Source organism: Streptomyces sp. NPDC007945 (assembly GCF_042958885.1).
Lineage (GTDB): Bacteria > Actinomycetota > Actinomycetes > Streptomycetales > Streptomycetaceae > Streptomyces.
Window position 1 is genome coordinate 679,391 of sequence record NZ_JBIBJV010000002.1, and the last position, 13,467, is coordinate 692,857.

General features: G+C 72.2%; 15 protein-coding genes. 3 read left to right on the forward strand and 12 right to left on the reverse strand.

Features of this window, described 5'->3' with window-relative positions; genetic code table 11:
• Positions 1 to 28: 28 nt before the first annotated feature.
• The 3 genes from ACFZCF_RS08340 to ACFZCF_RS08350 form a co-directional block, all read right to left on the reverse strand.
• Positions 29 to 766, reverse strand: a complete 738-nt coding sequence (locus ACFZCF_RS08340; protein ID WP_388436942.1) for a transglycosylase SLT domain-containing protein — start codon at positions 764 to 766, stop codon at positions 29 to 31.
• A 388-nt stretch (positions 767 to 1,154) separates the two neighbouring features.
• Entirely contained in the window at positions 1,155 to 2,480 is a 1,326-nt protein-coding gene (locus ACFZCF_RS08345; protein WP_388436945.1) for a PhoH family protein, read from the reverse strand.
• Positions 2,481 to 2,778: 298 nt separating this feature from the next.
• Complete coding sequence (locus ACFZCF_RS08350) at positions 2,779 to 3,540, reverse strand: isoprenyl transferase (protein WP_388436948.1); 762 nt, start codon at positions 3,538 to 3,540, stop codon at positions 2,779 to 2,781.
• A gap of 129 nt (positions 3,541 to 3,669) precedes the next feature.
• On the opposite strand from ACFZCF_RS08350, the gene mgrA reads away from it, so the two are divergent.
• Positions 3,670 to 4,707, forward strand: a complete 1,038-nt coding sequence (mgrA, locus tag ACFZCF_RS08355; RefSeq protein ID WP_388436951.1) for an L-glyceraldehyde 3-phosphate reductase — start codon at positions 3,670 to 3,672, stop codon at positions 4,705 to 4,707.
• 290 nt (positions 4,708 to 4,997) lie between these two features.
• Here the strand turns inward: mgrA and ACFZCF_RS08360 are convergent, their stop codons facing one another.
• Positions 4,998 to 5,744 carry a prepilin peptidase gene (locus ACFZCF_RS08360; RefSeq protein ID WP_391285446.1) on the reverse strand — a complete coding sequence of 249 codons (747 nt, stop codon included), beginning with the start codon at positions 5,742 to 5,744 and terminating at the stop codon, positions 4,998 to 5,000.
• Between the two features lie 29 nt (positions 5,745 to 5,773).
• Between ACFZCF_RS08360 and ACFZCF_RS08365 the strand changes: the two genes are divergently transcribed.
• Entirely contained in the window at positions 5,774 to 6,145 is a 372-nt protein-coding gene (locus ACFZCF_RS08365) for a DUF192 domain-containing protein (protein ID WP_391285448.1), read from the forward strand.
• Here the strand turns inward: ACFZCF_RS08365 and ACFZCF_RS08370 are convergent.
• Positions 6,117 to 7,220 (reverse strand): mannosyltransferase family protein, encoded by a 1,104-nt coding sequence (locus tag ACFZCF_RS08370; protein WP_391285450.1) that lies wholly within the window; start codon positions 7,218 to 7,220, stop codon positions 6,117 to 6,119. The two genes, ACFZCF_RS08365 and ACFZCF_RS08370, sit on opposite strands and share 29 nt — an antisense overlap.
• Before the next feature lie 120 nt (positions 7,221 to 7,340).
• On the reverse strand, positions 7,341 to 7,952 hold the full coding sequence (locus ACFZCF_RS08375; RefSeq protein WP_391285452.1) for a hypothetical protein: 612 nt from the start codon (positions 7,950 to 7,952) through the stop codon (positions 7,341 to 7,343).
• Between the two features lie 154 nt (positions 7,953 to 8,106).
• Here ACFZCF_RS08375 and ACFZCF_RS08380 point away from each other — a divergent pair, with 154 nt between their 5' ends.
• Positions 8,107 to 9,003, forward strand: a complete 897-nt coding sequence (locus ACFZCF_RS08380; RefSeq protein WP_388436965.1) for a hypothetical protein — start codon at positions 8,107 to 8,109, stop codon at positions 9,001 to 9,003.
• 278 nt (positions 9,004 to 9,281) lie between these two features.
• Here ACFZCF_RS08380 and ACFZCF_RS08385 read toward each other — a convergent pair whose 3' ends face one another.
• From ACFZCF_RS08385 to ACFZCF_RS08410, 6 genes are all read right to left on the reverse strand, one after another.
• Positions 9,282 to 9,920 carry an OmpA family protein gene (locus ACFZCF_RS08385; RefSeq protein ID WP_391285997.1) on the reverse strand — a complete coding sequence of 213 codons (639 nt, stop codon included), beginning with the start codon at positions 9,918 to 9,920 and terminating at the stop codon, positions 9,282 to 9,284.
• 12 nt (positions 9,921 to 9,932) lie between these two features.
• The gene (locus tag ACFZCF_RS08390; RefSeq protein ID WP_391285454.1) at positions 9,933 to 10,514 is read right to left on the reverse strand and encodes a hypothetical protein; all 582 of its coding nucleotides are present in this window, start codon (positions 10,512 to 10,514) and stop codon (positions 9,933 to 9,935) included.
• Positions 10,515 to 10,528: 14 nt separating this feature from the next.
• A complete protein-coding gene (locus ACFZCF_RS08395) occupies positions 10,529 to 11,200 on the reverse strand; it encodes a pilus assembly protein TadG-related protein (protein ID WP_391285999.1) in 672 nt (223 codons plus the stop codon).
• An 8-nt stretch (positions 11,201 to 11,208) separates the two neighbouring features.
• Positions 11,209 to 11,418, reverse strand: a complete 210-nt coding sequence (locus ACFZCF_RS08400) for a Flp family type IVb pilin (RefSeq protein WP_391285455.1) — start codon at positions 11,416 to 11,418, stop codon at positions 11,209 to 11,211.
• Between the two features lie 192 nt (positions 11,419 to 11,610).
• The gene (locus ACFZCF_RS08405) at positions 11,611 to 12,498 is read right to left on the reverse strand and encodes a DUF5936 domain-containing protein (RefSeq protein ID WP_388438882.1); all 888 of its coding nucleotides are present in this window, start codon (positions 12,496 to 12,498) and stop codon (positions 11,611 to 11,613) included.
• A gap of 21 nt (positions 12,499 to 12,519) precedes the next feature.
• Positions 12,520 to 13,461 (reverse strand): type II secretion system F family protein, encoded by a 942-nt coding sequence (locus ACFZCF_RS08410; RefSeq protein ID WP_391285457.1) that lies wholly within the window; start codon positions 13,459 to 13,461, stop codon positions 12,520 to 12,522.
• Between the last annotated feature and the right edge of the window lie 6 nt (positions 13,462 to 13,467).

Sequence of the window (13,467 nt, forward strand, 5' to 3'; positions counted from 1 at the left end):
GGCTTCCCGGGGTTGAGCGGGTGCCGGCCTAGTACCAGCGGTTGGCCTGCCAGAACGACCAGGCGCCGCAGGGGCTGCCGTAGCGGCCGTTCATGTAGCTGAGGCCCCACTTGATCTGGGTGGCGGGGTTGGTCTGCCAGTCGGCGCCGGCCGAGGACATCTTGGAGCCCGGCAGCGCCTGGACGAGGCCGTAGGCACCGGAGGAAGGGTTCTGCGCCCGGTAGTTCCAGCTGGACTCGTGGTCCACGATGTTGCTGAAGCACTGGAACTGCGCGGCCGGGACCATCTGGCGGGCGATCGCCTTGACCTCGGAGACGGAGTACGAGCCCTGGGCGGCGAAGCTGGACGCGTCGCGGACGGCGTCGCGGCTGGCGCGCTCGGCCTCGGCCTTCTCGCGGGCCTCCCGCGCCTCGCGCTCCTCGCGCTCCTTCTTCTCGCGCTCGGCCTTCTCGTCGGCGGCCTTCTTCTTCGCCTCCGCGTCCTGGGCGGCCTTGAGGCGGGCGGCCTCCTCGGCGTCCTTGCGCGCGGTGGCGTCCGCGGCGGCGGCCTGGACGTCGGCCTGCTCCGCGAGGGAGGCGACCTGGACCTGGGCCTGGGCACCCGCGGGAATGTCCGCGAGCAGCGTACTGTCGGCCGCGGTGGCCTCGAAGTTGTCGTCGGAGGTGGCCTGGGCTGCGTTGCCCGTGGCGACGCCGACGACGGCGCCGACGGTGGTGACCGCAGTGGCAGATGCCACCGCGAATCCCCGGACCGAGATCCGGCTCACACGGTTTCCTTCCAGCATCACCCGCAGTGGTGACCTCGCGGGCGAAATCGTGCCCCTGGCGCTGGTCTTCGTCGTACCGGTCACAGAAGACACGGGCCCGTGGTGCTGTGGGCGGCATACGGCGACGTCTGTGGAGTTGTGCGGTGGTGCGGTGTGCGCTCGAAGGGATCGAGGATGCACGGGTGCCGTATGCGGGGCCTGACGGAAGCAAGACTTTGCCGGACGCGGACGCCGCAAGGCAATTCCGTGTTGCGTGTGAAAGCTCACACCTCATTGGACGCAGGTGTTTTGACGGATGTTGCGGACAGCGGGGCGCCGCCCGGCTAAGCTCCTGCGCTTCGCCGGGCGGCGCCAACTCCCGTACGGGAGCCAAACGGTATGAATCGGACTACAGGTGACTGTCCTCCAGCATCTCGGTCACCAGGGCCGCGATCGGGGAGCGCTCGGAACGGGTCAGGGTGACGTGCGCGAAGAGCGGATGCCCCTTCAGCTTCTCGACCACGGCCACGACTCCGTCGTACCGCCCCACCCGGAGGTTGTCCCGCTGGGCGACGTCATGGGTGAGCACCACCCGCGAATTCGCGCCGATACGGGACAGAACGGTCAACAGGACGTTTCGCTCCAGGGACTGGGCCTCGTCGACGATGACGAAGGCGTCGTGGAGCGAGCGGCCCCGGATGTGGGTGAGCGGCAAGACCTCCAGCATTCCCCGGGACAGCACCTCCTCGATCACCTCGCGGCCCGCGACCGACGAGAGCGTGTCGAAGACCGCCTGCGCCCACGGGCTCATCTTCTCGGACTCGCTGCCCGGCAGATAGCCGAGGTCCTGGCCGCCGACCGCGTACAGCGGACGGAAGACCATCACCTTCTGGTGCTGCCGGCGCTCCAGGACCGCCTCCAGGCCCGCGCAGAGCGCGAGCGCCGACTTGCCGGTGCCGGCCCGGCCTCCCATCGAGATGATCCCGACGTCCGGGTCGAGCAGCAGGTCGAGGGCGACGCGCTGCTCGGCGCTGCGGCCGCGGATCCCGAAGGCCTCCCGGTCGCCGCGGACCAGCCGCACGTTCCCGTCCGCGCCGACCCGGCCGAGGGCCTTGCCGCGCTCCGACTGGAGCACCAGGCCGGTGTGGACGGGCAGCTCGGCCGCCTCGGGCACGTACAGCCGCTCCTCGTCGTAGAGGAGGTCGATCTGCTCGGCGGAGAGGGCCAGCTCGGACATCCCGGTCCAGCCGTTGGCGTCCGTGATGGCGAGCTCCGCGCGGTACTCCTCGGCGAGCAGGCCCACCGAGGACGCCTTGATGCGCAGCGGCAGGTCCTTGGAGACGACGGTGACGTCGTACCCCTCCGCCTGGAGGTTGCGCGCGACCGCGAGGATCCGGGAGTCGTTGTCGCCCAGCCGGTAGCCGGCCGGCAGGACGGAGGGGTCGGAGTGGTTGAGCTCGACCCGCAGCGTGCCGCCGAGGTCCCCGATCGGGAGCGGCGCGTCAAGGCGGCCGTACCGGACCCGGAAGTCGTCGAGCAGGCGCAGCGCCTGCCGGGCGAAGTAGCCGAGCTCGGGGTGGTGCCTCTTCGCCTCCAGCTCGGTCACCACCACGATGGGGAGCACGACCTCGTGCTCCTCGAAGCGGGACATCGCCTTGGGGTCGGCGAGCAGGACGCTGGTGTCGAGTACATAGGTGCGCCGGTCGGAAAGGCGGCGCTTCGTGCTGGTCACCACGGAAGGACTGACCCCCTCTGAAGACCCGTATGAGGCCGGGGTGCGACGGAACAACCGGTGTCGCGGCGGAATGGGACCGGGATCGGACCGCCCAGCGCGGGCCGAACGCCGGCCCTCCGCGTCTCCCGTGCGTGTCCCGCACGGTCGTCCTGGTGCAAGGGGCCTCCCGGGTGGCGGTCTCCGTGCCGCTCACTTCACCAGGCTTATTCCCTCGAACACTCCTCGCCATGCCACGGCATATGACGGCGTGTTCGTGAACGTCCGGTGACTCCCCCGGGGCCCGAGGGGGTGCGGGGGCTCAGGCGCCGTAGCGCCGGTGCCGGGCCGCGTAGTCGCGCAGCGCGCGCAGGAAGTCGACCTTGCGGAAGGCCGGCCAGTGGACCTCGCAGAAGTAGTACTCCGAGTGCGCGCTCTGCCACAGCATGAAGCCGGAGAGGCGCTGCTCGCCGCTGGTGCGGATCACCAGGTCGGGATCGGGCTGGCCGCGGGTGTACAGGTGCTCCGAGATGAGGTCGATGGAGACGGTCTCGGCCAGCTCCTCGAAGCTGGTGCCGCGCTCGGCGTGGTCCAGGAGGAGGGAGCGGACCGCGTCCGCGATCTCCTGGCGGCCGCCGTAGCCGACGGCGACGTTGACGAGTATCCCGGCGTTGCCCCGCGTGGACTCCTCGGCCTCCTTGAGGACCGTCTGGGTCCTGGCGGGCAGCAGGTCCATGGTGCCGACGTGGTGCACCCGCCAGCGGCCGTCCGAGGCCAGCGCCTTCACCGCGTCCTCGATGATCCCGAGCAGCGGCACCAGCTGCTCCTCGGGACGGCTCAGGTTGTCCGTGGAGAGCATCCAGAGCGTGACGACCTCGACGTCCGTCTCGCCGCACCAGCCGAGCAGCTCCCGGATCTTGTCCGCGCCGGCCTTGTGTCCCTGCTCGGGAGTGCCGCCGGAGGCCTTGGCCCAGCGCCGGTTGCCGTCGAGGATGACCCCGATGTGCTTGGGCACCTGATCGTGGTCGAGACGGCCTTCCACCCGGCGTGCGTAGAGCCCGTACACCAGGTCGCGCAGGTTCACTGTTCTTTACCCCTCCATGGGCGGGCGGTTCGCAAGCCGCCACACTACTGCCGTCGGGTGAAGGCTCCCAGCCCGGGCGTGTCACAACCGCCCACGGAACTGTCACAAGTCCGTGATAAGCAGGGATACGTGACTGAATCCCCCCTCTACCGCGCCGCCGCGGAGCGCTACGACTCGATGGAGTACCGCCGCTCGGGCCGCAGCGGGCTCAAGCTCCCCGCCATCTCCCTCGGGCTCTGGCACAACTTCGGCGACGACCGCACGCTCGACTCGCAGCGCGCGATCCTGCGCCGCGCCTTCGACCTCGGCGTCACCCACTTCGACCTGGCGAACAACTACGGCCCGCCGCCCGGCTCCGCCGAGCTGAACTTCGGCAAGATCTTCGCCCAGGACTTCGCGCCCTACCGGGACGAGCTGATCGTCTCGACGAAGGCCGGCTACCTGATGCACCCCGGGCCGTACGGCGAGTGGGGCTCCCGCAAGTACCTGCTGTCCTCGCTCGACGCCTCCCTGCGCCGGATGGGCCTCGACCACGTCGACATCTTCTACTCCCACCGCTTCGACCCGGAGACCCCGCTGGAGGAGACCATGGGGGCGCTCGCCTCCGCGGTGCAGCAGGGCAAGGCGCTGTACGTCGGCGTCTCCTCGTACAACGCGGAGCAGACCGCCGAGGCCGCGCGGCTCCTGCGGGAGATGGGCGTCCCGGCCCTGATCCACCAGCCCTCGTACTCGATGATCAACCGCTGGATCGAGGACGACCGGCTGCTCGACACGCTGGAGACGGCCGGCATGGGCTGCATCTCCTTCGTGCCGCTCGCCCAGGGCCTGCTCACCGGCAAGTACCTGAAGGGCATCCCGGAGGGCTCCCGCGCCACCCAGGGCAAGTCCCTCGACCCGAACCTGCTCTCCGAGGAGGTGCTGCGCCGGCTGACCGGCCTCGCGGCCATCGCCGAGCGGCGCGGGCAGTCGCTGGCCCAGCTGGCGCTGAAGTGGGTGCTGCGCGATCCGCGGATGACCTCGGCCCTGATCGGCGCGTCGAGCGTCGGGCAGCTGGAGGAGAACGTGGCGGCGCTGGCCTCCGCGCCGCTCACGGACGCGGAGCTGAAGGAGATCGACTCCTTCGCCGTCGACACCGAGGGCACCAACATCTGGGCCGGCCGGAGCTGACCCGAGGCTCCCGGGTGCGCCGGGGGGGGGCGGGGGTGCGCGGGAGAAGAAAAACGGGCCGGTCCGTGGGGGGGATACGGACCGGCCCGAGGGGGGGGTTCCACCATAACCCTTCAATAGTCGGGCTGCGCGCCACGTGCGCCGAACGATCGGCGCGGATTTCCCCGGATCCCAGGCGCCGCAAGGGTTCCGGGGCCCTGTGGCGGTTTTGTGCCCCGGCGTGGCGGCGGACTTCCGTCCCTCCGACGGGGGAACGCCCCCCGCCGCTCCCCCGTTGACGTCGCCCCCCGTCAGGGCACGGCGGTGAAGGCGCCGAGCGCGATCCCCAGCAGGGCGCCCGCGAGCATGAAGGGCCCGAAGGGGATCGCGGAGGAGCGGCCCGCGCGGCCGAGGAGGACCCGCCCGAAGCCGTATCCGGCGCCCAGCAGGAAGCCCAGGAACGCGCCGGTGAAGAGGACGCCCCAGCCGTACCAGCCGAGCGCGGCGCCCAGCGGCAGTGCCAGCTTCACGTCGCCGAAGCCGAGGCCCCGCGGGTTGACCAGGTGCAGGGCGAGATAGCCGCCGCCGAGCGCCAGGGCCCCGAGCAGGGCCGACGGCCAGGACCCGGCGTCGTACGGGAGGAGCTCGGCGGCCCCGAGGAGCAGCGGCACGGCGAGCGCGAGCGGCAGCGTCAGCCCGTCCGGCAGCCGCTGCACCCGTACGTCGACGCAGGCGAGCAGCACCCCGAAGGGCGCCGCGAGCAGCCACACCGCGAGCTCCGGCCGGGGGCCTCCGGCGGCCGCGGCGAGCAGCGCGCAGACCGCGGCGGTCAGCAGCGGCGCGGCGAGCGGGGCCGGCGTCGTCGCGCACGCGGCCCGGCCGGGACCGCCGAGCCAGCCGCCCGCCGGGCCGGTGAGGGCGTGCCCCGCCGGACACCGCTCCCGCCACGGCTCCTCGGGCGCCACGGACAGCCGGTACGCGGCCCGCGGCACGAGCAGCCCGGCGGCGGCGCCCCACAGGGCGGCGAGGACGACGAGGACGATCGGCGAGGCGGACACGGCCCGACCTTAGGTCTAAGGTCGGGCGCATGGGGCGGAGTCGGCGGGACGGGACGGGAACGCTCGCGGTGCCGGAGGGACCTGCGGTCCCCGTCGAGGTCGCGGCCTCGTACCGGGCGCGGCGGCGCGGGCTGCTCGGCCGGGACGGGATCGCGGGGGCGATGATGCTGACCCCGGCGAACAGCGTCCACACCCTCGGCATGCGCTTCCCGATCGACGTGGCCTACCTGGACCGGCGGCTGCGGGTGCTCGCCGTCGTCACCATGCGCCCGGGCCGCCTCGGCCTTCCCCGGCCGCGCGCCCGGCACGTCCTGGAGGCCGAGGCCGGCGCGATGGCACGGTGGGGCGTCCGGCCGGGCACGCGGCTGACGCTCACGGCGGACCCGCCCCCAGGAGCGTGAACGCCCCGTACCCGGCGGAGGCGAGCGCCAACCCGGCGAGAACCACGGCCGCGCGGCCGGTGCGGAGCCGGGCGAGCGCGACGGCGGGCGGCAGCAGCAGCCCGAAGGCGGGCATCATCAGGCGCGGCCGGGAGCCGAAGTACGCGGCGCCGACCAGGGACACCACGACCACCCCCACCGTGTACACGAGCAGCGGCAACGGCTGCCGCTGCCGGACGCACAGCACCACCAGCCAGGCGAGGAGCGCGAGGGCGGCGCAGAGGCCGAGCGCGGCGGGCCGGGGCAGGGAGGCGATGAAGCGGGCGAGGGCGACGCCGCCGTCGATGGAGTTCCCCCACGCCGCTTGCACGTCGAAGTAGGCGGTGGCGCTCGACTCGCGGACGCCAACGTACGCCACGTACCCGAGCCAGCCGAGCGGCGCGAGCAGCACCCCGGCAAGGGTCCGGAGCGGCAGCCGCCGGTCCCGTACGAGGGTCACGGCGGCCGTGACGGCGAGGGCGGCGATCAGCGCGGCGGCGGTGGGCCGGGTCAGCCCGGCGAGCGCGCACAGGAACCCGGCGAGGATCCAGCGCCCGCGCAGCACCCCGTACAGCGACCAGGCGGCGAGCGCGGTGAAGAGCGTCTCCGTGTACGCCATCGACTGCACGAACGCGGTCGGGTACACCCCCCACAGCACGGCGAGCACGACACCGGCGCGCGCCGAGACGACGTGTTCGCCGCAGCGGAAGATCCCCCAGGCGGCGGCGAGCGAGGCGGTCCAGGAGACGAGGAGCCCGGCGCCGGCCGCGTCGAGCGGGAGGACGGCGGAGAGGCCCCGCTCGAGGGCGGGGAGGAGCGGGAAGAACGCCAGGTCGGAGTGGACGTCGCCGTTCGGGAGCGTGGTCTCGTACCCGTATCCGTGCTCGGCGATCCGCACGTACCAGACGGAGTCCCAGCGCCCGCTGAGCCGGTGGAAGCCGTCCTTGCCGGTCGCGGCGGCGACGACGGCGAGGACGGCGAGCCCGACCACCCGGGTGACGGCGTACCCGCCGAGGGCGAGCAGGAGGGGGGAGGGGCGACGCGAGGGCGGGGACATGCGCTCGATTATCGGGGGGCGGTCGGATCGCCCCGGGGGCGCCCTGGGTTGACCCGACGCTGGACGACCGGACGGTTGCGCGACCGGACCGCCGGGCCGCAGGTGCTCACCCGCGGGGGCTCATCCTCGGGGTCTCATCCGCCCGAACCGAGCGGCCAGGACGGGGCCGAGCTGCAGGACGATGCCGTGGCCCGGCTCGTGCGGGGACGGCAGGTCGCCGAGGAAGGAGGTCACGATCACCTCGTCGACGGCGGCGTCGCCGCGCCCGCACCGCTCCTCCAGCAAGTCGAGGATGCGACGCCAGTCGGCCGCCTCCCCCTCCGCGAGGTAGGAGCGGACGGTCCCCTGCACGACGTCCCAGAAGAAGACGTGCGGCAGGACGTCGCCCTGCCGGAAGACGTGGCTGTCGTAGGCGCCCTGGAACGAGGGCACGTGGGCGACGAGGTCGCGGACGAGCCGCACGCCGGACGCGCGGGCATCGGCCAGAGGAGCGACGTGCGGCGCGGTGACGGTCTGAGGGGTGGCGGTTGGCGGGGCGGCGGTCTGAGAGGTGACGGCCTGAGAGGTGACGGTCTGCGGATCGACGGCCTGAACAGTGGGGGTCTGCGCAGGAGCGGTCTGGACACTGAGGGCCTGAGGAGTGACGGCCTGAGGAGTGACGGCCTGAGGAGTGCCGGTCTGAGGAGTGACGGTCTGAGGAGTGCCGGTCTGAGGAGTGGCGGAGTGCGGCATCGGTGGCCTGCCCCGGAGGTGTTGTGGTGTTTCGGTCCAGAATGCTCCTCCCCGGCCTCTCCGTCCCGACACATTTACGCTTTCCTGGGGATAACTTTCGGGGGGTTTTCCACAGGGGGTGCGAAGTGTCGCTCTTCCGTGGATCGTTGGGCGTATGTACGAGTTGGCGATCCTCGCGAGGGGCGGGGTACTCCTCACGGTCTGGGCGCTCGCCGCGGGCTGGACGCCGGGCCGGCTCGCCGCGCGCCTGCGGCGGGACGGCTGGCAGCGGATCTGCCCGGGCGCGTGGGCGGTGCCGGGCAAGGAGACGGACTGGCGGGTCCGGGAGACCGCGCTGCAACTGCTGCGCCCGCGGCGGGTCTGCCGCCACGCCACGGCGGCCCGCGTCCACCGCATCGAGCTCCTGACGGGCCCGCCGCCGCCCGAGGCCTCCCGGTCCTCCCTCCCGCCGGAGGACGTCTGCCTGCGCCGGGGCCTGCGGGTGACGACGGCCGCGCGGACGGTCGCCGACCTGATACGGGCCGCCGGGAGCAGGGAGGCGGCGGTGGTGACGGCGGACTCGGCCCTCTCCCGCCGGGTGGTCGAAGGCGTCCGCAGGGACCCGCTGGTGCGCTACGAGGACCTGGCCGCCCAGCTCGCGGTCCGCCGCCCCGGAGCACCGCGCGCCCGCGCCTGGCTCGCCCTCAGCCGGCCGGCGTCCGGCTCCCCCGCGGAGACGGTGGCCCGCCTGCGCATGGCCGACGCCTCCCTGCACCCCGAGTGCCAGCCGCCGTTGCGCACCCCGCGGGGCCGGACCCTGCGCCCGGACTTCCTCTTCCGGTCCGCGGGCCTGGCGGTGGAGGTCGAGGGATACGCGTACCACGGCACACCCCGCGCCCACGAACGGGACGTCGCCCGCTTCAACGCCCTCCAGTCCTGCCCGGAGATCCGCCGCGTGCTGCGCTTCACGGCGAGAGAGGTCTTCACGGAGCCGGGGAGGATGACGGCGACGATCGCGAACTCGCTGGCGGACCTGTCCGCCGGGAAGGACGGTGGCCCGCGATCGACCTGACGCACCGGGGAGCTCGTGTGGAGGGGGCGGCGCACGGCTCGTGCGGGGCGTCGGGGGCGGTCGGGGGCGTGCGGCCCGGGCGACGCGGCTCGACATCGACACGGCGCCGCCGGGGCTGGAGGCTCCGGGCTGGTGGGCCACCCGCGACCGCTCGCCCGGACCCGGCGCTACGAGGAACTCGCCGCGGCGCGCGCGGGGCCGGCGCTCTTCCGGCGCTGCGGCGAGACAGTTCCGGGAACGCCTCGCCCCGAGTGATGCCGGCCCGGACCGGCGGGTGCTCAGGGAGTGGCGGACTGGGGCGGGGGTGGCGCGGTGCGGGGGAAGGAGACCTCGACGCGGCGGTTCTTCTTGCGGCCCTCCTCGGTGCCGTTGTCGGCGATCGGGTAGTCCTCGCTGTAGCCGCGGATCTCGTACGAGGTCCCCGGGTCCAGCTCGCGCGCCAGCACCTGCTGCACGGCGACGGCCCGCTCCTTGGAGAGCTTCAGGCCGTGCTCGTACGTCCCGAGGTTGTCGGTGAAGCCGAAGACGCGCACCTTCCCGGACCCCTGCGTCCGCACCTCCGCCGCGATGGCGCGGATGCGTGCCGCGGCGGCGGGGCTGAGCTTGGCGCTGTCCTTCGGGAACAGCACCTCCGCCTGCAGCGCGAACGTCACGTCCACGTTCGTGTCCTCGCGGCGCTGCTCGCCGCCCTCCTCCTCGACGATCTGCTTGATGTCGAGCACCTTCGCGGGCGCGAGCGTGGCGCCGTCGGGGAGCATCAGGTTCGGGGAGTTGGTGTCGATGGCGGGGGGCGGGGATGTGGAGGTGCTGCCGGGCGGGTCGTCGGCGTACGCCACGGAGCCGGCCGTCCCCGACCATCCCACCATCGCCACGACCACCAGCGCGGCCACCCTGCGTCGTCGTCCTGTCGTCGTCATCATGGCGTCGCCTCAGGAGAGCTTGAGCGTGGCGGGTTCGAAGGTGGGCAGCTGGAACGAGACCTCGGTGGTGGAGGCGGGGGGTGCAGGGAATTGCATGAAGACGGCGGTGGACTTGCCGGCACCGAGGCTGTCGAGACCGGTGGTGGTGAGGGGGCGGCCATCCGTATCGCGGAGGACGTAGTAGCGCTTCTTGCCGACGGGGTCGATGAGGGACGCTCCGCCCAGGGACAGCCCGTGCTTCACGACCTCCGTCTCATTCCCCCTCATTTCACCCGGCAGGACGACCGAGGAGCCGGACGGGTTCGAAAGGCGTCCCTTGATAGTCAGGAAGCCGCCCGCGTCCCGCTCCGCTGACTCGATGGCCAGCTCGACACCCTTCCGCCCCTTGGCGACCAGCAGCGGCTCTGCTGCCTCCGTAGGCGTTCCGGTGGCCGGTTCCTCCTGGGAAGGAGCGGACTGCTGAGAGGACTGAGTCGCCGTGGGCGGCTTCGGCGATGCCTTGGGTTCGGCGTCAGCGCCACAGCCGGCAACGGTCAAGGAGGCGGTTACCGCGAGGGCGATAAACCCCCCTCTCACATACGAGACGTTCATGAAGAGCGTTTCCTTTACTCGTCGTCGCCGGTCAGTCGGATGCGGAAGAGGTCGTCGACACCAGGGAGCACGGGCTCTTCGGGGTCGATCTCCCAGTCCTCGCCGTCACAGGTGAGTACCACGATCTGAACCGGCTCCTCCTCTTCAGGTCCCTCAGGCGGAGTGCTGGACGGATCGGGTTCATTGGTCGGCTCTGCGCTGGGCTCGGTACTCGGCTCGGTGCTCGGTTCGGGCGGAACGAACCTGCAGAGCGGTTCGATCACGGCGGAGGCAGACGCTGTCGCTTGCCGGCCGGCCGTATCCGGGACGATCGATTCCCCGACCGTGCCCTCGCTCTGTACGGTCACCGTGAAGCCGAAGTCAAGCGATACGCAGCCCCTGGGCACGAGCGCGGCGTCGTTCCGAGCGGCAAGTTCCCCGGCCCTGAGACAGGCCCGTTCCACGACATACCCCTCACCCCGGATGAACCCAGACCACTGCGTTGGGTCGCCTATCACTTCGAGCCAACCCTCCCGAAGCTGGTCACGGGCGTCCTGGGCAGCCCCGAGGGCCGCTGCGTCAGCGGCTGTCTGAGCGCCATTGCGCAGCACTGCGGCCTGTCCGACGGCGAAATAGACGAAGGCCAGGAACAGCAACCCCGCTATCACTGTCACGTAGGCGGGAAACGCTTGGCCCCGATCCGTCAGGACGCGCCTTACCCTCCACCGCCACCAGTGATGTCGCTGATCTTGTCGCGAATCGCATTCAGGATGGAAGTACCGATGTCCGTCCCCGTGATCGCGATGATGATCGCCACCACCACCACAATGATCCCCAGATACTCCACCGCCGTCTGCCCCCGGTCGTCCCGGGACGTGGTGTGGAGTCGGGCTCTGGTCAGGGCCTTCAGCATGGCGTCGTACATCGTGCTCCCCTCCGAGGTCTGACGCTCGTGCGGTGGTGGCACGGTACGCCCGGGGGGCCTGTGGTGGACAGGGGAGCCTGGGTCGTTCGTCAGCTCCGGGTTCGGGCGGGGCCGTGCACTCCGGCAGGGTATGGCCTGGGGCGGGGGCTCCGTGGGGAGTTGGGGGAAGTTTCATGCGTCGTCGCACCGCGCTCACTCCCCCGCGATCGAGCCGAGGTCCGTGCCCGTGCCGAGGAACAGGCCCGCGCCGAGCAGGATCATGGTCGCGGGGACCATCAGGGTGGTGATGACCATGGTCGCCTTGGGGACCGCCTTCGCCGCCTTGCGGCGGGCGTTCTGCGCGTCCGTGCGGCGCATGTCCTCCGCGATCTGGATCAGCGTGTCGACGATGGGCGCGCCGAGCTCCTCGCCCTGCTGGAGCGCGGTCACGAACTGGGCCACCTGTTCGGAGTCGTTGCGGCGGCGGAGTTCGTCGAAGGCCTGGCGGCGGGGGACGCCCATGTCCATCTGGCGCAGGGTGATCCGGAGTTCGTCGGACCAGGGGCCCTCGTACCTCTCCGCGACGCGTTCCAGGGCCTGGCGGAAGCCCAGGCCCGCCGAGACGACGACGGCGAGCACGTCGAGGAAGTCCGGGAGGGTGCGTTCGATCTGGTCCTTGCGGATGCGGACGGCCGACCAGATGCCCACCTCCGTCCAGAACGCGCCGAAGGCGAAGAGGAGGGCCGCCGTCACGTACGCATCGCGGCTCAGCATCAGCAGGCCGCCCAGGCCTCCCAGGAAGCCGTACACCGCGCGCCGCGCGCCGTAGCGGTCGATGGTCAGACCGCCGGGGTTGCCCGCCAGGTCGATGCGGCGGCGGACCGCCCCGACCCGCTTCGGGCCCATCCAGCGCAGGACCGTGGGGGACCAGCGCATGCCGAGCCGGTCGACGGCGGAGTCGACGGCGCCGGTGCGGGTCGCGCCGACCTCCAGGGCGAGGCGGAGGTCGTCGGGGAGGCGGGCGTCGGCGCGGTAGAGGCGGAGCCCGTAGGCGAAGCCCGCGACGGCGAGGCCCGCGAGGAGGGCGAGGGCGAGTTCCAGGATCATCGGTCGCAACCGCCCTTACACGTCGATCTTCGAGAAGCGGCGGATGACCGCGAAGCCGAGGACGTACAGCGCGCACGCCACCACCACCGCGCCCTGGCCCAGCGGCGAGCCGGTCATGCGGTCCAGCGCGCCCGGCTGCATGTTGTCGATCAGCAGCAGCGAGCCGAAGCCGATGACGGGGACCGCGTACGCCGTCATGCTCACCTGGGAGAGCTGGGTGCGGACCTCGCGCCGGGTCTCCTTGCGCTGTTCCAGGGTTTCGGTGAGGTTGCGGAGCGAGGAGACGACGGTGCCGCCGGCGCGGTTGGCGAGGACCAGGGTCGTCACCAGGACGACCAGTTCGCGGGACGGGAGGCGTTCCGCGAGTTCGGCGAGGGCGTCGTCGAGCGGGGTGCCGACGGCCAGTTGCTGCGCGACCTTCTCCAGTTCGTCGCCGGCCGGGGACTCCATCTCGTCCGCCGCCAGGCTGATCGCCATGCGGAGGGCGAGGCCCGCCTGGGTGGCGTTGGCGAGGATCCGGGAGAGCTCGGGGAGCTGGTTGATGAAGCGCTCGATGCGCTTCTGGCGCTGCCAGTTGAGGTAGCCGAGGGCCACCCAGACGCCCAGCAGGCCGCAGATCGGGCCGAAGAAGGGGGAGAGCGCCGCCTGGCCGACCGTCCAGAGGACGGCGACGGTGACCGTCAGGCCGACGACGAACTCGCCCGGTGTCACGTCGAGTCCGGTGGCGGCGATCCGGCGCTCCAGGTTCCGGCCGAGGGCGGTGGCCCTGACCCGCCGGTCCAGGGCCGGGAAGCGGCGCCTGCGGCGGCCGGTCGCCTCGGGCGCGGCGGTGTCGTCGAGGCGGGCGACGAGCGCGGCGTGGCGGCGGGCCCCGTTCGCGTACACCTGGACGCCGGTGACGCCGAGGACGCAGGCGAGCAGCGCGACGGCGGTCGTCAGCCAGAAGGGGTCGGTCATCGGCGC

Excerpts from the sequence above, each read along its gene's own strand:
- ACFZCF_RS08380 (WP_388436965.1), top strand. The coding sequence starts at position 8,107 with ATGTACGAGTTGGCGATCCTCGCGAGGGGCGGGGTACTCCTCACGGTC.
- ACFZCF_RS08400 (WP_391285455.1), bottom strand. The coding sequence starts at position 11,418 with ATGTACGACGCCATGCTGAAGGCCCTGACCAGAGCCCGACTCCACACC.
- ACFZCF_RS08410 (WP_391285457.1), bottom strand. The coding sequence starts at position 13,461 with ATGACCGACCCCTTCTGGCTGACGACCGCCGTCGCGCTGCTCGCCTGC.
- ACFZCF_RS08370 (WP_391285450.1), bottom strand. The coding sequence starts at position 7,220 with ATGTCCCCGCCCTCGCGTCGCCCCTCCCCCCTCCTGCTCGCCCTCGGC.
- ACFZCF_RS08365 (WP_391285448.1), top strand. The coding sequence starts at position 5,774 with ATGGGGCGGAGTCGGCGGGACGGGACGGGAACGCTCGCGGTGCCGGAG.
- ACFZCF_RS08390 (WP_391285454.1), bottom strand. The coding sequence starts at position 10,514 with ATGAACGTCTCGTATGTGAGAGGGGGGTTTATCGCCCTCGCGGTAACC.
- ACFZCF_RS08375 (WP_391285452.1), bottom strand. The coding sequence starts at position 7,952 with ATGCCGCACTCCGCCACTCCTCAGACCGGCACTCCTCAGACCGTCACT.
- ACFZCF_RS08385 (WP_391285997.1), bottom strand. The coding sequence starts at position 9,920 with ATGACGACGACAGGACGACGACGCAGGGTGGCCGCGCTGGTGGTCGTG.